This window comes from Sphingopyxis sp. CR5 (assembly GCF_059693785.1).
Map to the genome: position 1 here is coordinate 135,211 of NZ_JCATIE010000010.1, position 20,483 is coordinate 155,693.

The following is a 20,483-nucleotide window of genomic DNA, read 5'->3' on the forward strand; positions in this document are numbered from 1 at the left end:
TGCGGCGATCCTACTCAGAAGCGCGGGACGATCTCCTCGATGCAGACGATCCCGCAGGCGAGCGCGATCGCCGGGAGCTGCGCGCGGGAATAGATGCCGAAATGCTCGCGCAGGTCGCGCATGTAGGTGCGCACGGTCGTTGGCGCGATGTGCATCATGATCCCGATCTCGACGTCGCTCTTGCCCATCGCCGCCAAGCGAAAGCATTCGAGCCGCTTTGGGCTGAGATGGGGCAATTCCAGGCGGCGCGCCGGAAAGCCGTGCAAGCGCCGCGCCTCGGTAAAAGCCTCGCTCGCCATCAGCGTCGCGATCCGGCAGATATGCGATGGCGGCAATTGCCCGTCGCGCGTTGCGAACGTACAGCATCCGGGCGGCTCGCCGGCGACGCCAATCGGAACGGTGAGGCCGTTGCGCAGGCCATGACGCGCGGCTTCGCGCACGATGCGCGCCTGCCGCCGCGTGAAGCCGCCCAGCAGTCGCTCCATTTCGTGCCAGCCGAACGCCCGGCTTGTCGAGCGCGCCGCGAGCAAGGCGGGATCGTCGCGGTAATAGCCTTCGGCGACGAAAACGTCGCCCCAGCTCTGGAAATTGTCCATGCGGAAATATCGCCCACCGGGCTGAAAGAAGGCCATGCTCTGGACGATCGCGAGCCATGGGAGGCCGAGCTGGCGTGCGGCGGCCTCGCTGCAACTGAACAGCTCGCGATCACTGTTCGCGCGCCTGGCCTGCTTAATATAGGCATCGAGGTCGCGAAACGGCACCGAGGGGCACTCCTTTCGACGCGCGCGTTGCGGGCGCGTCTATCGGGCGCGTGGTTCCAGCCCACGCGCGTGCAGCCCCCGATGATTTACTTGGTCTTGCTCGGCCGCCCCGTCGGCTTGTGCGGATGGCGCCGGAGCGTCACCGCCGGGCGCGCCAGTATCGCGCCGATTTCCAGTTCGTCGTCCGAAACGATCGAGATCGATATCCGGCCGGACAAGAGATAGACGGCATTAACGCCGAGTGCCTTCGCGAGCCGCTCCATTGCTTTCAGCGTCGGGCTCGACCGGCCATTTTCGATCGCACTCAGATAAGAGCTGCTCGTGCCCGCATCATGGGCGAGCGCTTCTTGCGTGATGCGCATCGCAAGCCGCAATTTCCTGAGATTCAAACTGAAGGACTTCGACGCATCCATAAGGGCGTAAGTTCACGCCCTGCGACCATTACTCCACACTGGATACAGGTTGGAGTTATTATCTATATTATTACGTTTTTACAAATATTTAAATGAGATTCCCGAACAACGCGCACTCAACTCTGATGCGGATTCTCAGGCGCGCCAAAAGACCGCATTCGGACGGTCGAATCGGTCGATGACCGAAGCCCTCACGCCAGGACATTGGCCGTGGACGCCGCAGTGGAAATCCCATCGGCGTCGTCACATCCGGGGCGAGCATTGATTTCAAGCGCCGAGCGAATCACGATGCGAACAACGTCCCGTGGACACGTCCGCAATCGCCGTTCCGGCGTGGCGTACAGGAATCATCGGATAGTTTGACGTGCCTGTGTGTCGTTGTCTCCTTTGATTTGAATGCAGCGCAGCGAAGCGGAGCGTCGCATTGGTTCATAGTTATGAAATCACCGTTCGTGTCGGGCCGCTGGCCGCCCACCATGCCAACCGACTACTCGCAACAGTCGGTTCTGGCGGTAATCCCGCAGCGGTCCGGTTTGCTCCAGCCCCGCCGAATTGTACTCGGATCTTCATGATGCAGCGGGATCGGTCCGGGGATCGGTAGTGACGAGCCCGAAAAACGTGGCGCCGGCATTGCCTGGAGGATATTGTCGATCTCCCGATAGACGCCTCGCGCTGCCATATGAGGATGGCGCGCCGCTTCGTCCGGATCAAGCACGGGGGCAAAGCAGGCATCGCTGCCTTCCAGCAGTGTGCGCCATTCTTCCCGTGTCCGCATGGCGAATATCTCGCTAAAACGCTGCTTGAGCTCGGGCCAGGCATCACGATCATAGCCGTCGTCAAAACTGCTATCGCCGGCCAACCCCAGCTTTTTGCAAAGCAGCGCATAGAACTTGGGCTCGAGTGATCCGACTGAGATGAAATTCCCGTCGGCGCACCGATAGGTCGAGTACCAGTGAGGGCCGTCAAGGATGCTGCAGCCGCGTATGCTGGCAACCTGGCCGGCGGCCTTCAGGCTCAGGAGCAAGTTCATCATGTGAGCGCTCCCATCGACGATCGCGGCGTCAACCACTTGCCCATTCCCGGTATCCCGCGCGTGCATTGCCGCTGCGAGGACGCCGATGGCCAAATAGAGCGCTCCACCCCCAATATCGCCTACCAGGCTTGGCGGCGCCATTGGCGGTTCACCGGGATGCCCAGCATACCAAAGGGCTCCTGACAGCGCGATATAGTTGATGTCATGGCCGGCCGCTTGGGCGAGAGGTCCCTGCTGCCCCCAACCCGTCATGCGACCGAATACAAGGCGGGGGTTACGCGCTAGGCAAACCTCGGGACCAAGGCCGAGCCTCTCCATCACCCCAGGCCGCATGCCTTCGATCAGTACATCGCCCCTTTGGACGAGATCCAGGACATGCGCGACGCCTTCGGGGGACTTCAGATCCAAGGCAATTACACGTTTCCCGCGGTTCACAATGGCGCCGCTGCCAAGATCGATATTTTCGGAGTTAGGGCTTACGCGTTCAATGACGACGACATCGGCGCCAAGGTCGGCCAACAGCATTCCGCAAAACGGCGCCGGGCCGATGCCCGCAATTTCGAGTATTTTGAGGCCTGCAAGCGGACCAGTTTTCGTCATTCAGGCATACCTGCGTCTGAGACCTTGGCGCTTTGATCCAGGCCGTTTCGCCGCTCCAGATTTCGAGACGGGTTGCAGTCGTGCTGGGCGGCAGTGTCGAAAGTAAGATTGGCAAAATGACCTTGATTCGCCTAATTCATTCTCTGGAGCAATTATTCCTGTGGGGCATGTCCATGCTCGATTCTCGCCTCAAGCATGCCGTCGCGGTTGGTCAGCTTCGTTCCTTCTCCAGGGCAGCGGATGCGGTTGGTGTCACGCAGTCGGCGGTGACCAAGAGTGTCGCTGAACTCGAACGGCATCTTGGCTATTCCCTTTTCCATCGGACCTCACGGGGCGCGATGCCGACAGAGGAGGGACGCGAATTTATTGATCGCGCAGCGCGCTTGCTTGCCGACGCAGCTGAACTACTCGGAGATACAGCCCGCCGCGCCGACGCCTATGCGGGCCCGCTTCGAATCGGACTGTTCCCAGGGTCAATCGACTGGTTGCTCACCCAACCTCTGGTTTCTTTGCTGCGGCGCCATCCGGCAGTGCGCGTCGAAGTCGTTTCGGGCAACAGCGAAAGGGGCGTGCGACTCCTGTCGCGCGGCGATATCGATGTCGCCTTTGGACTTGAAGCGGCCTTTGCACGCTGGCCGGAATTCAAGTGCGAGCGGGTCGCCTCGATCGAAATACTGCCTTTTGTGCGGAACAATCATCCCATTCTGGGGATAAACCCGACCAGCAAGGAGCCGCTGGTCCAGTTCGAATTCGTAGTGCCCTCATCTTCCGAACCCTACACATCGATCATTCAGCAGATGTACGAAAAAAGCGGTAAGCGTCCCGCTGACTGGATCCACATGACAGACTATTTTCAATTGGTTCGACGGATCGTTGCCACATCCGATGCTATCGGGATGGTTGCAAAACAGTTCACCGAGAACTCATGGTTTCGCGCCAATTTCGTGGCCTTGGAGGGAATCGGTTTATTCGATCCATTGACGCTTTGTTATGCTGTGCGTAGCCGCTGGCAGGTAAAACCGGCTGGCCGTGCGCTCGTCAGCCTTGTTCGTCAGGCATGGCGCACCGCATCATCGGATTAACGGCAAGGGGGCGGGGTGCGATCGGAAATCCGCTGCATCCGTCGCGATCAGCTAGAGCATTTCGCGCAGAAGTGGGAACCGGCTTTCCGGCAGGAAATGCTCTAGCAAATTGATCTTGGGCATTTTCCGAGTTGGCGGGTGATTCCACTCGCCTCGAAAATGGCCTAGAAGCTAATCGCCACTTCTCCGCCGATGACGCGCCCCCTGTTTAGCGGTGAAAGGCTTGCACCCGTGCCCCCGAAGGCCGCCGGCAAAGGTGTATCGCCGCCAATCGTCACCTCATTCAGGAGGTTTCGGCCATAGATGGAGAAGCGCCAGTGCTTGTTGTCGGTCGCCAATGTGAGGCTCGCATCGAGCATATCGGCGCCCTGAAGGAAGCCGACGTTGTTGTCGGTGAATGCCGCCTTGTCGCGATGCGTGAAGCTGACACGCGCCGTTGCTGTCCCCAATTCGCCAAGCTGCTGATCATAAGTCAGCCCCACGCCATAGGTCCATGGCGACAGCCTTGGCAATTTGAGCGCACGATCCACATCGTTGATGACGCCATCACCGCTGAGGTCGAACTGGACGTTGCGATACTGGCCATTCACGTAGCCGAGCTGACCCGAAATCACGAGGTTGGACAAAAGAAAAAACTGCCCCTCGGCCTCGACGCCTTTGATTGTGGCGTCGGCGGTGTTCCGTATGACCTGGCTGACGCCAAGCGGTCCGGGCAGGTTGATCTCGCGCTGCAGGTCCTTCATGCGATTGTAGAAGGCCGCCAGGTTGATCCGGTGGCGCCCGAATTGCTTCTTGGCGCCGAGTTCGAAACTGTCCTGGGTCTCTTGATTGAATGGCCCCGGCGGCACAGCGGGATCGGTGTTGCGCAAATTATATCCGCCGCTGCGGAACCCGCGCGTGTAAAGGCCATAAATCTGCGTGTCGTCATCCGGCTTCCACTGAAGGCCGATTTTCGGCGTAAACCCTCGCCATTTTGCCGCGTCGGCGAAATTGGTTGCACAGATCAGCGTGTCTAGATTGCAACCATTTGCGCGTAAGGCCGAGACCCGAACGGCTTTGCGTTCCCAACTATACCGCGCGCCGAGATTCAAGGTCAGCGTATCGGTGAAATGCCAGTCGGTCGAAGCAAAAATGCCCCATGTTGTCTGGTCTTGCGTACCCCCACCGGAAACGATCCGAGCACCGCCCAAAAGATTCCGCAGCTCGGCGTAACGAAGATCCTGGGAAAAATAGTATAGACCGGTTGTCAATTCGACGTCACCGAACCTTCCGGCATAACGAAGTTCGTCGCTGAGTTGATCCTGGTCGATTTCGAAAAAGGCATGAAAGAAGGACTGTGGTGTTCCATCGATATCAGCGCCCGCGGAGGATCGGAATTTCCGATAGCCAGCGATGTTGGTGAAGACGCCTTCGCCCAGACCGACATCGATGTTGGTTTCCACGATCGCCTGGTCCCATTTGGCATCATAGAAACCTGGGAAATTGATCGAAAACCTGAAGCTGTCGCGGGGAAACAGCGCGTGACTCTGGACAGGGGCTCCATCGCTTTCGACATCGCCATGCTCATAGCGGAGATCCATTCGGAAGCGGTCGCCACCCTTGAGCGAAAGTGCCGGGCGAATGATAAGGTCATGTGATTTACCGAAGCTGCGATTGTCGAAGCGGTTGCGAAACCAGCCATTGTCGTCGCTGTAGTAGACGGCCAATTTGGCAGCCAAAACGTCATCGACGATAGGTCCGGTAACCGTGCCGCTTACGGTCTTTTTCAGTCCCGTTTCAATGGATAGCTTGGCTTTGGCTCCAAAATCGAAGCTGGGCCGCGTGGTCCGCACAACCACGGCACCGCCGGTAACGTTGCGACCGAAAAGCAAGCCTTGCGGTCAACGCAGAACTTCGATCCCCTCAAGGTCGAAGTTGTCCAGCACGACACCAGCGTTGATGCCGAGGTAAATACCGTCAGTGAAAACGCCTACGGTGGGGTCGATCGATGGGATCGTGCTGTTGATGCCGAGGCCCCGGATAGTGAAATTGGCATAGCCCGGTGCCGTACCCACATCCTCGAGCTGGACGTTGGGAACGTCGTAGCTCAGACTTTGAAGATTCTGGACGAACTTGGCATCCAGCTGCGCTTCACCAAAAGCCGTGACCGCCATCGGTACTTTCTGCACGCTTTCGCCATAGCCCTTTTTGGTGGCGGTAACGACAATGTCCTCAGCCAGCGCTTCCGTGGCGCTCCCGGTTTGGTCGTTCGCCTGGGGCGTTGCTTCCTGGGCAAATGCTGTTCCCGAGCACAACAACGCGGCAGAAGCCAATAGACATCCTCTCATGGCTGATCCTCTCTTCCCAGGAGATATTGTGTAGTTCATGCCGTTTGGCGGCATTTGAGGGCCGTCGTCCAATTCAATTCGCTGCAGAACTATTCCTGCTGCTCATCGATATCTGGCGGCAGCACGACGCCATCGGCAGCCCGACGGCCGCTCAAAAATATCATGGTAATTCATCGGGTTGATTACGCTCTCAGCGCCCGTTCTACCGCCTCAAGGCTGTCATTCAGCCCGAGCGGGTGCTCGGCATCCGTGAAGTCGACAATTCTACCCCAGTGCCGGGCGACATCATCGAGCGTGAACGCCCTGTCCGCTCCGAAGGCGTGCCCAAGCGCGCGCTCCCACCTAAGCTTGGCGATATAGCCGGCTCCAACTTCAAAAAGCCCTTTGGTTTCGCTGCAATTCTCGTGCGCAAGCCAACCGACCAATGGACTGATCGCTTCCGCTCTGAGATTGGCGAGAAACTCTTGTGGAAAGGCAGTCGCGGTCATACGCGATGCGGCGATTGGGGCGATCGTATTAACCTGGATGTTTCTGGACCGCCCCTCCTCCGCCAGCGCGTTCGCAAGCCCCAATATTCCGAGCTTGGCTGCGGCATAGTTGGCCTGACCGAAGTTGCCGTAGATTGCGGCTGCAGACGTGGTCATGACGATGCGGCCATAGCCCTTGTCGCGCAGTATCGGCCATGCTGCCTGCGTCACTGCCCGCGTCCCATTCAGATGGACCCGCTGAAGCAGTGTCCAGTCTTCGTCGGTCATTTTGTGGAAGCTCACATCGCGCAGGATGCCGGCATTGTTGATGACGACGTCAACGGTTCCGAAGTTGTCAACCGCGGCTTGGATGATCAGCGCGCCCTCCTCGACCGACGCATAATTTGCCACCGCCTGACCGCCCGTGGCTCGAATTTCGTCGACCACATTGTCAGCGGCTGTGGAGCAGCTGCCGCTCCCTTTCTCGTCGCCACCCAGATCATTCACCACCACCTTGGCTCCGCGCCCGCCAAACATCAGCGCGTACTGGCGCCCAAGTCCGCCTCCGGCTCCGGTCACAACCACTACCCTGCCATCGAAACGAAGCTCTTCGTCCATCGCTTGTCTGCCTCTTTTACCTGAGCGACGCATCTGCGCATTTGATCCTGTGCGAGTCAGGCACGCGGCTCCATTTCCGTCGACGCTGTCGTTTTCGTCTGAGCCTTACCGAAAGGCTTGAATGCCGGTCAGGGCGCGCGAAACAACAAGCTTTTGAATCTCCGTCGTGCCATCGGGGATGGGGCAAATGATCGCCTCACGCACCAGCCGCTCAACGATGAATTCGCGGGTGACGCCGTTGCCGCCATGGATCTGAAGCGCATCGCGCGTCGCTTCGATCGCCATTTCGGTGGCGTACCACTTGGCCATCGAGCATTCCGTCTCTGCGCGCGTGCCCGCCTGGACGAGGGATATTGCCCGGTGCGTCAACAGACGGGCTGCGTCGATCTTGGTCGCCATGATGGCGATCTTGTCGGCGATCAGCTGATGGCCGGCGATCTTCTTGCCATGCTGCGCGCGATCGCGAGCGTACGCGATCGCCTCATCCATTGCTCGCCGTGCGATGCCGATACTCCACATCGCCATATGGCAGCGGGCAATCTCGAACACTTGCAACGTATTGCGCAATCCATCGCCGACCCGGCCGATCGTGTTTGCCACCGGTACGCGGCAATCGGACAGGAATATCTGTGCAGTCGATTGGCCGTTGAGCGCCATCTTCTGGATATCGCGCACCTCATACTCACTCTCGTCACGATCGACCAGGATGTGAGTGACTTCATTTTCGCCAGTCTTGCACGTACAGATGAAGATGTCCGAGTAGGCTCCGTTGGTGATCCAGGTCTTTTCGCCATTGATGACCCAGAAATCGCCGTCTCGTACGGCGCGTGTCTTGATGGCGGCGACGTCCGAGCCGACATCGGGCTCCGAGATGCCGAGCGAAACGAACTTCTCGGCCGCGACGAGGTCGGCAAGATAGCGTTGCTTGATCGTCTCCGGGGCGAAGCGGCGGATGAGTTCTGCGCCAACCGCGTTGATGAAGCCGGGTATGGCCACATCGAGCGAGGAATAGGCGATCTCCTCGAAAATGAGCAGATGAGTGAGCCATCCCATATCAAGCCCGCCCCATTGCTCCTGATGCGGTGCGGTAATATGGCCATAGCCGGTCAGTGCTTGAGTCCATTCCTTCATGAGCGGTTTGGGGATGAATCGCTCCCCATGCCGGCGGATTTCCGGCTCAAGCTTGTTGTCGAGAAAGCGGCGGACGGTTTCCACCGCCATGCGTTGTTCATCGGACAGCTCAAAGTTCATATCGTGACCCCGTGTTTCCCTAGGCGCGCTCTGACAACTACCGGCCCAGGATCGTGACGGCGACCACCGCCTCTTCCACCCCGATGACACCTCCGCCGTTCTGCGCGATCGCGAACCGGGCATTCGGAACCTGTCGATCTTCCGCCTCGCCGCGCAATTGCAGCGCAAGCTCGTAGATTTGGCCGAGCCCGGTGGCGCCGATCGGATGTCCCTTGCATTCAAGCCCGCCCGACGTGTTTACCGGAATACGCCCACCCAGCGCCGTCTCACCGCGCTCTGCCGCGAGTCCGCCCTCGCCAGGCGGCGTCAGGCCGAGCGCCTCGATTTCAATGATCTCGCCAACCGCCGTGGCGTCATGCACCTCCGCGACGCCAATATCTTCTGGCCCCACGCCGGCCATCGCATAGGCCCGGTTCGCCGCAAGGCGGCTGACATGGTGGTCATAATCAAAGGGATCGCGCGCGGCGCCGGTTTGCAGCACAGACGCCAGGATTCTTAGCGCCCTGTCCGGGGCTGCCGACAGTTTGCGCCGACCGGCTTCGCTGCAGATGATCGCAGCGGCGGCGCCGTCGCTGATCGGGGAGCACATCGGCAGTGTGAACGGGTAAACGATCGGAGGCGCAGCGAGTACACTTTCGACGGTATATGGGAGGCGATACTGGGCAAGCAGATTGCGCGTCGAATGCATGTGATTTTTCGCCGAGACGGCCGCGATTTGCGCTTGCGTCGAGCCGTAGGTCTTCATGTGCGCGCGTGCCATCGCGGCGTATACATCCATGAAAACGCTGTAAGGCTGACTCGATGTCGTTCCTTCCGGAACATCGACGCCATTGCCCATGGCCAGCAGCTGCGCGCGGCCCGACTCGGTTTCATGCACGTCCCAAGCGCCATCGAATGCACTGAACATGAGCGCCTTGTCGGGCGAGTACATCTTCTCCGCGCCGAGCGCGAGTACGACATCCGCTGCCCCCGATCGAACATAGGCGGCGGCCATGTGCAAGGCCGTGGAAGCCGTCGCACATGCGTTTTCGACATTCACCACGGGAACGCTTGAGATGCCCATCGCTCGCGCCACGATTTCGCCGCGGATCATGTCCTGGCCCTCCATATGCCCCTGGACGCAATTGCCGAAGAAGATGGCTTCGACATCGCCGGCGGTGCATCCTGCGTCGGAAAAGGCCTGCGACGAAGCTTCGGCGCAGAGCATTTTCAGGCTCTTGTCGAACTGTTTTCCGAACGGGGTCATCCCAACCCCCATGACGAATATGTCGGTCATTCGTTGATCCATTCTTCCAATGTGTTCCGCATCCGATCAGGTCTCACCGGTCGGAAAAATCGGGCTTCCGCTTCTCCCGGAATGCCGCCAGTCCTTCGACAATGTCGTTGGACAAGGCGTAAGCAGCCATGGTTTCGAGTTCCTGACGCAGCCCGACTTCGAGCGAGCTATCCTGCGCAGCGCGGACTAGCTGCTTCATGTAGGCGAGCCCTGGCCGGCTCTTTTCTGCAAGAGATTCTACCAGCGCTTGCGCTGCCGCAATGAGATCCTCGGGAGCAACCAGTTGGGTCACGAGTCCGGCTTCCTTCATCTCGGCAGCCGAGATGGTCCCGCCGGTCATCATCAGATGTTTCGCACGCGCTTCGCCGATCTTCCTAGGGAGTCGAACCGACCCTCCACCGCCGGGCAACAGGCCGTAATTTGCATGGGCGTCGCCAAATCTGGCCGGGTGCGCGGCAATGACGAGATCACAGCACAACACCAGTTCCAAGCCGCCGGCGAGCGTAAGGCCGTTGACCGCCGCAATTATCGGAAGGCGCGACGTCTCGATCCTGTTAAAAGCCTGACCGAGCGGCGGCAGAAACAGATTTAAGCGTTCGGCGAGAGTTTGTCCGCCTGTTCCATCGCCAATTGCGAGCAGATCCGCGCCAGCGCAAAACGCCCGTCCGGCGCCGGTAAGAATGCAAGCGCGCACCGTCGCATCTGCTTCCGCTGCCTCGATCGCTGCGGCGAGTTCCTCGGCCAAAGCCAACGACAGACTGTTCAACGCTGCCGGCCGGTTGAGGGTCACCCAAAGCGCTGGGCCGCGTTGCTCAACCAGGATGTATTCATAGTCCATTGCAGTCTCCCGCGCGCCGGCAGGCGGTCACCGGAATAGAGGATGTGGCTAGGATGGCTGCGTCGGTCATGCCCCCGAAATGCGCCGGTCCTGGCCCGCCCAATAGGGCTCTCGAAGCTTTGAACGAAGCACCTTTCCGACATTGCTCAACGGCAGTGGCTCGGCGGTAAAAACGACCTTGCTTGGCTTTTTTGCGGAGCCCAGACGCTGGCGCACCAAATCTATTATCTCGGTCTCCGTGATTTGTGCTCCGGGCTTGACACGCACCATTGCAAGCGGCGTTTCACCCCATTTTTCATGGGGCACGCCAAAGACCGCGACCTCGAGTACACCGGGATGGTCGGCAATTACGTTTTCGATTTCGGTGGGATAGATATTGAAGCCGCCTGACACGATCATGTCGTTGTTGCGATCGAGCAGATACAAAAATCCGTTTGTGTCGATCATGCCGACATCGCCGGTTTTGACCCAGCCATCTTCCATGCGCCGGGCGGTTTCCTCCGGATCGTTCCAGAATTCCTCCATCTGGCCATTTTCGAACCGTGCGACGATCTCGCCGGGCTCGTTTGGTCCCAGCACCTTTCCGTCCTCGTTACGGATTTCGATATCGGCGCCACTCATGGGACGTCCGACCGCCCGAATTGGGGCAGAACCTTCAAATTCGCCGAACCACTCGTTGGGCCCCATAGACGCGATGGGCAGGATTTCGGTCTGTCCATAGCCCGAATGAAGAACATGATTCCCGAATATCTGGCACGACTTGCGAAGCGTCGGCTCGGAGATCGGCGCTGAAGCACTCAGCAGAAACTTCAAATTCGGAAAGTGGCGGCCATATGCCCCGTCGTGATGCACTATGGCATTGAGCATGGTGGGGGCTACAAAGGCATGGCTGATCCGTTCCTGCTCGAGAGTGTCAAGAAAGGACGCTGGATCGAAGCCGTCCATCATCACGTTGCGGGCGCCGCAATACCAGGCCGGCACGAACAGGAAGCCCGATGCATGGGACAACGGGCCGACATGCAGAATGGCATCCCCTGGGGCCACTTGGGGGCCGATGCTGAAAAATGCGGCGGAGATCGTCATCCATGAACGGTGCCGATAGGCAACGCCCTTGGGTTTGCCCGTCGTGCCGCCGGTGTGGCGGATGACACAATAGTCCTCCGGCGCGACGACGGGATCAGGATCCCGGTCCGAGGCTGTCGCCAACCAATTCTCATAGTTGTGATCGCGGATAATGATCCGCTCAAGCGTCGGAGCTTGGGCATCCAGCCCCGCCAACTCCGAAGCCAATGCCTCATCGACCAGCGCCAACCGAGATCCGGTACTCGCGATCATATGGGCGTGCGCTTCACATCGGTTGCGCGCATAGAGAGGAACACGCGTATAGTTTCCAATGGCAGCCGCCAGTATGATGTCGGCGGCCTCGATGGAGTTCTTCTCCAGCGTAGCAATCCGGTCACCCGGTTGAAGGCCGCACTCCGCAAGAGCATTTGCGAGCTTCACGCCGCGCAACCAGGCTTCCGAGAAAGTCAACCGCCTGTGGCCGTGAACGAGAGCCTCTTGCTGGGCGAAATAACGTGCGGCGCGACGTATTTGCGTACGGACGTCCATCAGCCGCGCTCCTCTAAGGCGCTCGCCCACAATGGCGCAGTCGACACATAATAAACTGACATGCGATAGGCCTCTCCGGACTTCTTTTCGTAAGCATCTGTGTCTGCAGCATTGATCCAATCGTCCAATTCAATATTCTGCGATGCTATTCTTGCTGCTCATATTATCGTGCCGGATCATGTCGGCGGCTTTCTCGCCGATCATGATGCAGGTTGCATTGGTGTTGCCGTTGACGATTGATGGCATGATCGAGGCATCGGCCACGCGGATATTTGCGAGGCCGTGAACGCGCAGGCGGTTGTCGACCACCGCCATCTCGTCGGTGCCCATCTTGCATGTTCCCACCGGATGATAAGCATGATTGGCTTCTGCCCGGATATAGGCGTCGATCTCTTCATCAGTTTCAAGGTAGCGGTCAGGATAGAGAGGCCGTTTCATCATCGCCTTCATGCGATCCGAATGCAGGATCTCCTGCACGACACGGAAGGCATTGCGCAACGTCTTGAGGTCGTCGGGATGACTCAAGAGATTGAGGTCCATCTTGGGATCGGATTCGGGGTTTGAGTCATGTAAGGCAACCCAGCCGCGGCTCTTTGGGCGCCCAATATTGAGAATGATCGCATAGCCCCATTTCGTCATCAGCTTGTAGTCGCGCGCATGGTCGCGATAGGCGAGCGGCACGACATGGACCTGGCAGTCCGCCCGGTTCTGCCCCGGCGCGGATCGCAAGAAACCGCCTGCAGCCGTGGGCGGCGATGCCAGCCAGCTTTTCCTTTGCGTGAGATACTGGAATAGGTCTCGCACGGTCTTGAGCGCGCCAACGACATTGAGTGCGATCCCGAGCCGCTTCTTCGACTGGTAGATCAGCATCAGGTCAGGATGGTCGTGAAGATTCTGGCCGACACCGGGAATATCATGAATCACTTCGATTCCATGCTTCTCCAACTCATCACGCGGTCCGATACCGGAAAGCATCAACAGTTGGGGCGAATTATAGGCGCCGCCGCTGACAATGACTTCCTTTTCGCACGGGATCGTCTTCAACTGCCCGTCCTGGGAATACTCGACTGCCACCGCGCGGTTGCCCTCAAACCTGATACGATGGACGCGGGCATGTACTTCGACGCGGAGGTTGCCGCGCCTGCCCATCACCGGATCAAGGTAACACGCCTTCACGCTGGCGCGCTTCCCGTCCTTCACGGTAAACTGATAGATGCCGACACCTTCCTGGCTGGCACCATTGAAGTCCGGATTGGCTTGATGGTCCAGTCCAGTCGCCGCCTCGATGAAAGCATCATAGACATCGAATTCGCGCTTGCCGTTGGATACGTGAAGCGGTCCCGACGAGCCGTGAAACTCATCCTCACCGCGCTCATTATTCTCAGCCTTGCGGAAATAGGACAGGACATCGTTGTAACCCCAGCCGTCGTTGCCGAGTTCGGCCCAGTGGTCGAAATCCGACCGGTCGCCGCGGATATAGACCATCCCGTTCATACCGCTCGATCCACCCAGCATCTTCCCGCGCGGATTGTAGAGGCGGCGGTCGTTGAGCGCCTTTGAAGGGTCGGTGTTGAACCGCCAGTTGAGCGTATTGATCCGATAGTCTTGGATCAGCGCCCCAAAAGCGCCGGGCGTGGACACAAGCGGCGAGGTGCCTGGGCCGCCTGCCTCGAGCAGGCAAACGGTGACATCGGGGTCCTCGGACAACCGGCTGGCGATAACGCCGCCCGACGACCCACCTCCAATAATTACATAGTCAGCCATTTGCTTCCCTTGTCATTCGACCCATGCTGGCGACCCGGCGTCATGCAACATGCCAGCATCAACCGCCGCAGCCACGTCAGAGGATCTTTTCGAAGATGTTGAGTAGTCCTTCGGTCTTGCTCGAATAGGGTGGCAGAAGTTGACCAAGCAGGCTGAGTTTCGGCTGAGAGAACACCGGCTTGTAATGAGTGAAGCGCTCGAAACTGGCGACGCCGGTATAGGCACCGATGCCGCTCTGTCCGATGCCACCGAAAGGCAGCCGGCGCTGGAAGACGTGCATGACCGTGCCGTTGAGAGTCACGCCGCCAGCGTGCGTTTCGGAAATGATCTTGCGCCGTTCCTCACTTTCGTCGCCAAAATAATAGAGCGCCAGCGGGCGCTCATGCCGGTTTACGTAGCGAATGAGCTCGTCTTCGGAGCGATATGGCATGATCGGCAGGATCGGTCCGAAAATCTCCTCCTGCATCATCGCCATGTCATCGGTAACGTCGAGAACCGCCAACGGCACGATCCGATGCCGTTCAGGAAGCGTTCCATCGCCGTTGTCCGAGAGGTTGAGCACCGTCGCGCCCTTGGCTTCGGCATCATCGAGCAAACCTTGGAGCCGCGCGAACTGTCGGTCATTGATGATACTGGTGAAATCGGGGTTGCTTGCCGCGTTGGGGTAGCATTTGGCAACCTGAGCGCGGAGTGCGGCGACGAAGCTTTCCATCTGATCGACATGGACGAAGGCATAGTCAGCGGCGATGCAGGTCTGGCCGGCGTTGAGCAGCTTGCCGAACACTAAGCTTTCACAGACTTGTGCAAGCGATGCACCCTTGCCCACGATGGCAGGGCATTTGCCGCCAAGTTCCAGAGTAACAGGTGTAAGGTTGGCAGCCGCCGCTTCATAGACTTTGCGGCCAACCGCGGGTGAACCGGTGAAGAGAATATGGTCGAAAGGTAGGGCCGTCATCGCCTGTGCCATGTCGGGCCCGCCCTGGACAATCGCGAATTCCTCTTCGGCGAAATACCGGCGCACAAGCCGCTCGCTGGCTTCGGCGGCGTTGGCGGAAACTTCGCTCGGCTTTGCGATCACGCGGTTGCCGGCCGCCAATGCACCGGCCGCGCCAACGAATATGGTGCCGAGCGGATAGTTCCACGTGCCGAGAACGCCCACCACACCTAGGGGCTGGGGGACCAGGCGCGATGAACCGGGAAGGCCGAAGATGTCAGTCTTCACCCGCCGCGGCCTCAGCCACGTCTTCAGATTGCGGCGCGCAAATTTAATTTCCGATATGCCAAGCATCAGGTCGAGCAGGATAGTCTCGTAGCGGGATCGAATGCCGAAATCGGCGGCAACGGCATCGACCAATTCGTCTCTGTGCTGCTCAAATATCCGGCCAAGGCGCCCGAGCAGGTCCATGCGTTCTTCGTAGCTGCGCGAAACCTGCTCACGCGTCCCTTCGCGTTGGGTCGCGAAAATTCGTTCCAGCTCAGTTCTGTTCCGAGACGCATCCACGTTAAATCGTCCGGAGGCGCGCTGGCCGCTCGGCGCTGCTCGCCTGGGCGGTGCTTTCAGCTGCGCCGATCTCAGTGATCACAGCGCGCTCGATTCTGTACGCCGTGCCGATGAATGAGGGACCGTTGCCGGTGGAACGCATTATGGATGCTCCTCGGTCTGAAAGTCAGGTCGAAAAAATCGGGGGCAGCGGGCGGGAGAGGATGCCCGCCGCCCCCGTCGCAGCAGCGATCAGAACTTGACTGTCGCTTCGACGCCATAAGTGCGCGGCATGCCGCGGTTCAGATAATCGTAGCCGAACACGTTCAGGTTGAGGCCGTAGGTGTAGTAATATTTGTCGAACAGATTCTTCGCCCACAAGCTAACCGACATATTGTCGTGCGCATAGGTTAATCGCGCATTGGCGAGCCAGTAGCCCGGATTTGCGCATGTAATCGCCTTACCCGCGAGCGTTATGTTCGATCCCGCTGGGGGTGTATCGCACGGTGTCTGCCCATAATTCTTGAACGGATCAAAATAGTACTTGCCCATGTAGGACGCATCACCGCGCAAGGTCAGCTTGTTGGTGCCGTCATCGATCATATCCCAGTCGAATCCGGCCTGGAACGTAACCTCCGGCGCGTTCGGGAAGGGATTGCCGTTGACGTTCAATGTCGGGCTGGCCGGGTTTGCCGGATCGATCACATTGCCTTTGTACTTGCTGTTGAGATAGCCCAGCGAAGCATCGAAACGCAACGTATCGGCCACCTGCCAGGCGAGTTCGGCCTCGCCACCGAACAGGCGACCATTGGCGCTGCGCGTGAAGGTTGTAGCGCCGACCGCCTGCGTTACTTGGTGATTCGAATACTCGTAGTAGAAGCCCGCGAGGTTAAGTTGGACGCGGCGATCGAACAGCCGGGTTTTGAGCCCCGCCTCATATGCATTCACCTTTTCAGGCTGGATATAATAGACTTGATTGACGCCCTGATAGGCAAGCCCGTTGAAGCTGCCGCTGCGGTAACCGCGACTGTACTGGAGATAGCCCATGATATCATCGGCGAACTCATAGCTGACATTGATACGGCCGGTTAGCCTGTTTGCCTTTTCGCGCTGCTCAAGCGGCGCGAGATTGGGGTTGTATGGATTGCTGTAGGGGATCAGGTTGACAACCGGCGTCGTACCGTCGAGCGCATAGAGGAAAGTGCTGCCGTTAAGGTAATTGACCTTATCCTGGGTGTAGCGTGCACCCACCGCCACGGTCAGCCGCTCGGTCGCTTTCCAGGTTACGTCGCCGTAGATCGCCTTCGAGGGGCGCGACACGTCAAAACGCTGTTCGCCGAGGATCGGGGTGAACGGAGGCGCGCCTGCCCCGGCGCAGCCCGCCGAAAAGCTACCCCCCATGCCGCCATTGCCCGTATTATTGATCGCGATGTCGGTCTGGAGTGCAATCAGCGAGCGTGCATCAAGGAAGCCGTTGGGATTGATCTCGATCGCGTCGCAGAATCCGGCATCGCCAGGCCCCAACGCCGGATTGGCGGCAAAGGCTGGGATATAGCGGATCGCGTCGGGCGTTCCGATTGCGGCGTTATTGTAGCTGCCCGGAAGACCGGCGCCAAGCAGCAGCGGCCTCAGCGCCCCGAAAAAGTCCGGGTAGTTGACCGTCTTGACCTTGTCCCTGCCATAATAAAGGCCGGCAATGATATCGAGGCGGTCGTTCGAATAGCTGAAACGCAGATCCTGGTTGAAATTCTTGCTCGTCGACGTGTAGCCGATCGAGCAGAGATCGGCTGGGCCGCCATCGCAATCATCAGGATTGTTGATATAGTCGCCGGTGTCGTAGCCGGTAATCGAGGTGACGGAGAATTGGTCGCTGACATCCCATTTGATGTTGAGGGCTATCCCTTTCGACTTGCTGATGTTCTTACCTACCCGATCAACTGCGACCTCATTGTCACGCAGCAACCGCCCGCCTAGGAAAGGTTGCGGATCGTAACGCGAATAGCCGAGCGCATCCTGCCCGCCCGCGAGTTGACCACCTGCATAGGGCGCGGTGCCCCATGGATCGTCCTTCGCGGCATAGAGCTTCAAATTGATGTCGAGATCGGGATCGGGCCGGAAGCGGATCGAGATGCGACCGCCGATCGTATCGGTGGTCCCTAGGTCGCGCTCATTCCCAGGCAGTACATTGCGCTGCCAACCATCCCCTTTTGCAAAAGTACCGGCGACGCGGACGCCCAAGATGTCGGGAACCAGCGTCGCTTCAGCGGCGCCCTGCACCGTGAAAGTGTCGTAATTGGCATAGCCGGCGGTCAGATAGCCATTGGCCTCTCCCAGATCCGGCTTGCGCGTGAAGAAGCTGATCGCGCCACCCGTGGTGTTGCGACCGTAGAGTGTTCCTTGCGGTCCGCGCAGTACCTCGACCCGGTCGATGTCATAGAGTTGCAGGCCATGGCTCGCCCGGAAGCTCTGATAGACTTCATCGACATAGACGCCAACCGGCGACGCAGTGGAGGCGGAAAATTCGTTCGCCACTGAAATCCCGCGCAGCGAGAAATTCGGTTGGGTGCGACCATAGGGAGTGGTGACTTGCAGGCTGGGGATCGCGCCCATCAAGTCTGAGGTCTCCGTGATGCCGCGCGTGCGCAGCGTCTCGCCGCCTATGGCGGAAACGGCGGCCGGAACATCCTGCAAATTCTGTTCGCGCTTCTGCGCCGTGACGACGATTGTCTCAAGGCCACCTTCCTGCGCCTCGGGCTTTTCGCCCTGCGATGCAGCGTCCTGGGCATGTGCCGGCACTGCAAGCGCACACGCGATCGATAGCGCGGTGGCACAAAGCAAATTTGTCCTAAAGGCTGTGACCATGACTGTCCTCCCCACGGCATTTTTTGAGTTGGCGCCATTTGCCGCGCCTTGGGGCTCATCGTCCAATTCAATTTGTTGGCGAACTATTCCTCCCACTCATTGATTAAGGACTGATGAGCCTGCACCGCTGACGCTTCGTGGCGACGCAAATAACCCCATATATTTCATTGAATTAGTCACGCTGAGCGCGTCCATCGGGACGGATGCGCGCGTTCTGCTCGCCCCAATCGAGCCCTTCCAGACGATGTATCGGCGTAATTGGCGGTCCCGGCGGTTTCCCTTGTCGAGTTGCAAGGGGAATCAGCTATGATGAGATGTAGTGAGATACGGTTTCTTGGAGTTCATTCTACTATTCGCGGATGCATCTAAGTAGCTGATATTTCTAACAACTATGGCAGAAAACCGCGCCTCTAAATCGGCGGTTCTGACTTTTGAGGCTCATCGCGAAGCCGCCCGAAGGGGGCGTTGCCAATACGGCTGTCTCTGGTCGCTTGGTGGCAGGTGCTGGATGGGAGCGGAACAGCGCATGAATTGTGAGAACTCGATAGGATTCTTCTCGACATTCGACACTGCGGTTGCCGCGTCGATCACGTCGGCCCAGTCTTGGAGCATCCGCCTTCGCGGTGTGAGATAGAGCGCACTGTTGTAAGCGCCGCGCACCTCATCCTCGTCCTCGTGAGCGAGCGCCATCTCGATCCAATCCGGCTTGTAGCGTTCGGCTTCGTTCGCCCAGGTCGAGCCGAGCCCCCTAAACCCATGTACCGTCTGCCGATGGAGATACCCCATCCGATAACAGGCATAGATCATGGTGTTCTCGGAAATAGACTTTCCAGGCTTGGCTCCGGGAAAGAGGAACGCATCGTTCGTCGCCTGCAAGCGGCGCTGAACGATCATTGCGGCCTGGCGGGACAGCGGAACAAGATGCTCACGTTCCATCTTCATGCGCTCCGGCGACAGACGCCATAGCGGGTTCGGTCCATAGAGATCCTCGAACTCGTCCCTGGCCGCGAAGCGGGTTTCGCTGGTTCGGACCCATGTGAGCAAGGTGAACAGCAGCGCGTCACGGGTGATCTCGCGGCGGCGCGGCGTGTCCTCGCCGTCATAGGCGAAGATCGCTCGCACCAGCTTCGGAAACTCCGCGAGCGGCACGCGCGCCATGTGCCTGACGGGCGGCTTGGGCTTGAGCGCATCGTTGAGGCCGAGCGTCGGATCGATGGTCGCCCAGCCGCTCGCGATCGCGAAGCGATAGATCTGGCTGACGTTCTGCTTGAGGCGACGGGCGATATCGAGGGCGCCGCGCGCTTCGACCGCGCGGATCATCTCGAGAATCTCGGGCGGGTCGATTTCCGTGATCGGACGCTTCCCGATGACCGGAAAGACGTCGCGCTCCATCCGGTTGATGACGCGCAGGGCATGGGCCGAGTCCAGCCCTTCAATACGATTGGCGTGCCAGGCCCGCGCAATCTCTTCGAACAGCTTGAGCGCGGCCCTCTGCTTCTTCGCCCGCTTCCTGGCCTCGGCGGGGTCCTCACCCTGATCGAGCAGCCGCTTGGCTTCGGTCCGCTTCTCGCGGGCGATCGCCAGCGTGACGGTCGGATATTTGCCGAAGCTCAGCAGTTTTTCCTTGCCGTCGAAGCGGTATTTCAGGCGCCAGAGCTTCGATCCGTTCGGCTGGACGAGCAGGTGCAGGCCTTCTCCATCGGACAGCTTGTAGGGGCGCTGCCGCTTGGTGGCGTATTTGACCTCAAGTTCTTTCAAAGCCATCTGGGGGTATCGCCTGTTTTGGGGACAGCCGAAAAATACCCCCAAAATACCCCCAATCCAAATCGCCGTGGGTGGCCGCAGCCGGTCGCACCGGGACGCCGGCGTACGCAACGGGACGCGAAAAATATTTGATTTTCCTCGAAAAATGTCTGCCAGTGGCCTCAGTGGGTCACTGGTGGACAATCCGGGTTGGTAGCGGAGGAGGGATCAAGAGCCTGTCTGTAAAGAACTGACATCTAAACGATTCTTCTCTTACGGAACTTAGAATACCCCCAAGGATACCCCCGGCCTCGGAGTTATCCACAGCCCTGACGGAGACCTTTTCCAGCGTAGATT

General features: G+C 59.1%; 15 protein-coding genes. 1 reads left to right on the forward strand and 14 read right to left on the reverse strand.

Annotated elements, in window-relative coordinates; genetic code table 11:
- Positions 1 to 14: 14 nt before the first annotated feature.
- The 3 genes from AC58D2_RS16025 to AC58D2_RS16035 form a co-directional block, all read right to left on the reverse strand.
- Positions 15 to 761, reverse strand: coding sequence for a LuxR family transcriptional regulator (locus AC58D2_RS16025; RefSeq protein ID WP_066113774.1), 747 nt, complete (start codon positions 759 to 761; stop codon positions 15 to 17).
- Between the two features lie 86 nt (positions 762 to 847).
- A complete protein-coding gene (locus AC58D2_RS16030; RefSeq protein WP_017499963.1) occupies positions 848 to 1,174 on the reverse strand; it encodes a helix-turn-helix domain-containing protein in 327 nt (108 codons plus the stop codon).
- 487 nt (positions 1,175 to 1,661) lie between these two features.
- On the reverse strand, positions 1,662 to 2,807 hold the full coding sequence (locus AC58D2_RS16035; RefSeq protein ID WP_026108913.1) for a CaiB/BaiF CoA transferase family protein: 1,146 nt from the start codon (positions 2,805 to 2,807) through the stop codon (positions 1,662 to 1,664).
- Between the two features lie 80 nt (positions 2,808 to 2,887).
- Between AC58D2_RS16035 and AC58D2_RS16040 the strand changes: the two genes are divergently transcribed.
- Positions 2,888 to 3,889, forward strand: a complete 1,002-nt coding sequence (locus tag AC58D2_RS16040) for a LysR family transcriptional regulator (protein WP_017499965.1) — start codon at positions 2,888 to 2,890, stop codon at positions 3,887 to 3,889.
- Between the two features lie 164 nt (positions 3,890 to 4,053).
- Here the strand turns inward: AC58D2_RS16040 and AC58D2_RS16045 are convergent, their stop codons facing one another.
- The 11 genes from AC58D2_RS16045 to AC58D2_RS16095 form a co-directional block, all read right to left on the reverse strand.
- Positions 4,054 to 5,760 carry a TonB-dependent receptor gene (locus tag AC58D2_RS16045; RefSeq protein WP_231737069.1) on the reverse strand — a complete coding sequence of 569 codons (1,707 nt, stop codon included), beginning with the start codon at positions 5,758 to 5,760 and terminating at the stop codon, positions 4,054 to 4,056.
- A gap of 9 nt (positions 5,761 to 5,769) precedes the next feature.
- Positions 5,770 to 6,201, reverse strand: a complete 432-nt coding sequence (locus AC58D2_RS16050; RefSeq protein ID WP_231737070.1) for a TonB-dependent receptor plug domain-containing protein — start codon at positions 6,199 to 6,201, stop codon at positions 5,770 to 5,772.
- Positions 6,202 to 6,398: 197 nt separating this feature from the next.
- Positions 6,399 to 7,301, reverse strand: a complete 903-nt coding sequence (locus tag AC58D2_RS16055; protein WP_011415065.1) for an SDR family oxidoreductase — start codon at positions 7,299 to 7,301, stop codon at positions 6,399 to 6,401.
- Between the two features lie 105 nt (positions 7,302 to 7,406).
- Positions 7,407 to 8,552 carry an acyl-CoA dehydrogenase family protein gene (locus tag AC58D2_RS16060; RefSeq protein WP_017499968.1) on the reverse strand — a complete coding sequence of 382 codons (1,146 nt, stop codon included), beginning with the start codon at positions 8,550 to 8,552 and terminating at the stop codon, positions 7,407 to 7,409.
- Positions 8,553 to 8,589: 37 nt separating this feature from the next.
- Positions 8,590 to 9,840 (reverse strand): thiolase family protein, encoded by a 1,251-nt coding sequence (locus tag AC58D2_RS16065; RefSeq protein ID WP_443018679.1) that lies wholly within the window; start codon positions 9,838 to 9,840, stop codon positions 8,590 to 8,592.
- Between the two features lie 31 nt (positions 9,841 to 9,871).
- The gene (locus AC58D2_RS16070) at positions 9,872 to 10,666 is read right to left on the reverse strand and encodes an enoyl-CoA hydratase/isomerase family protein (protein ID WP_011415062.1); all 795 of its coding nucleotides are present in this window, start codon (positions 10,664 to 10,666) and stop codon (positions 9,872 to 9,874) included.
- 66 nt (positions 10,667 to 10,732) lie between these two features.
- A complete protein-coding gene (locus tag AC58D2_RS16075) occupies positions 10,733 to 12,277 on the reverse strand; it encodes a class I adenylate-forming enzyme family protein (protein ID WP_026108915.1) in 1,545 nt (514 codons plus the stop codon).
- Between the two features lie 129 nt (positions 12,278 to 12,406).
- Entirely contained in the window at positions 12,407 to 14,041 is a 1,635-nt protein-coding gene (locus AC58D2_RS16080) for a GMC family oxidoreductase (protein WP_082013366.1), read from the reverse strand.
- A gap of 76 nt (positions 14,042 to 14,117) precedes the next feature.
- Positions 14,118 to 15,542: an aldehyde dehydrogenase family protein gene (locus AC58D2_RS16085; RefSeq protein WP_157228455.1), complete on the reverse strand. Its 1,425-nt coding sequence runs from the start codon at positions 15,540 to 15,542 to the stop codon at positions 14,118 to 14,120.
- 231 nt (positions 15,543 to 15,773) lie between these two features.
- Positions 15,774 to 18,449 (reverse strand): TonB-dependent receptor, encoded by a 2,676-nt coding sequence (locus AC58D2_RS16090; protein ID WP_497392009.1) that lies wholly within the window; start codon positions 18,447 to 18,449, stop codon positions 15,774 to 15,776.
- 372 nt (positions 18,450 to 18,821) lie between these two features.
- A complete protein-coding gene (locus tag AC58D2_RS16095) occupies positions 18,822 to 20,258 on the reverse strand; it encodes a tyrosine-type recombinase/integrase (protein ID WP_254895206.1) in 1,437 nt (478 codons plus the stop codon).
- Between the last annotated feature and the right edge of the window lie 225 nt (positions 20,259 to 20,483).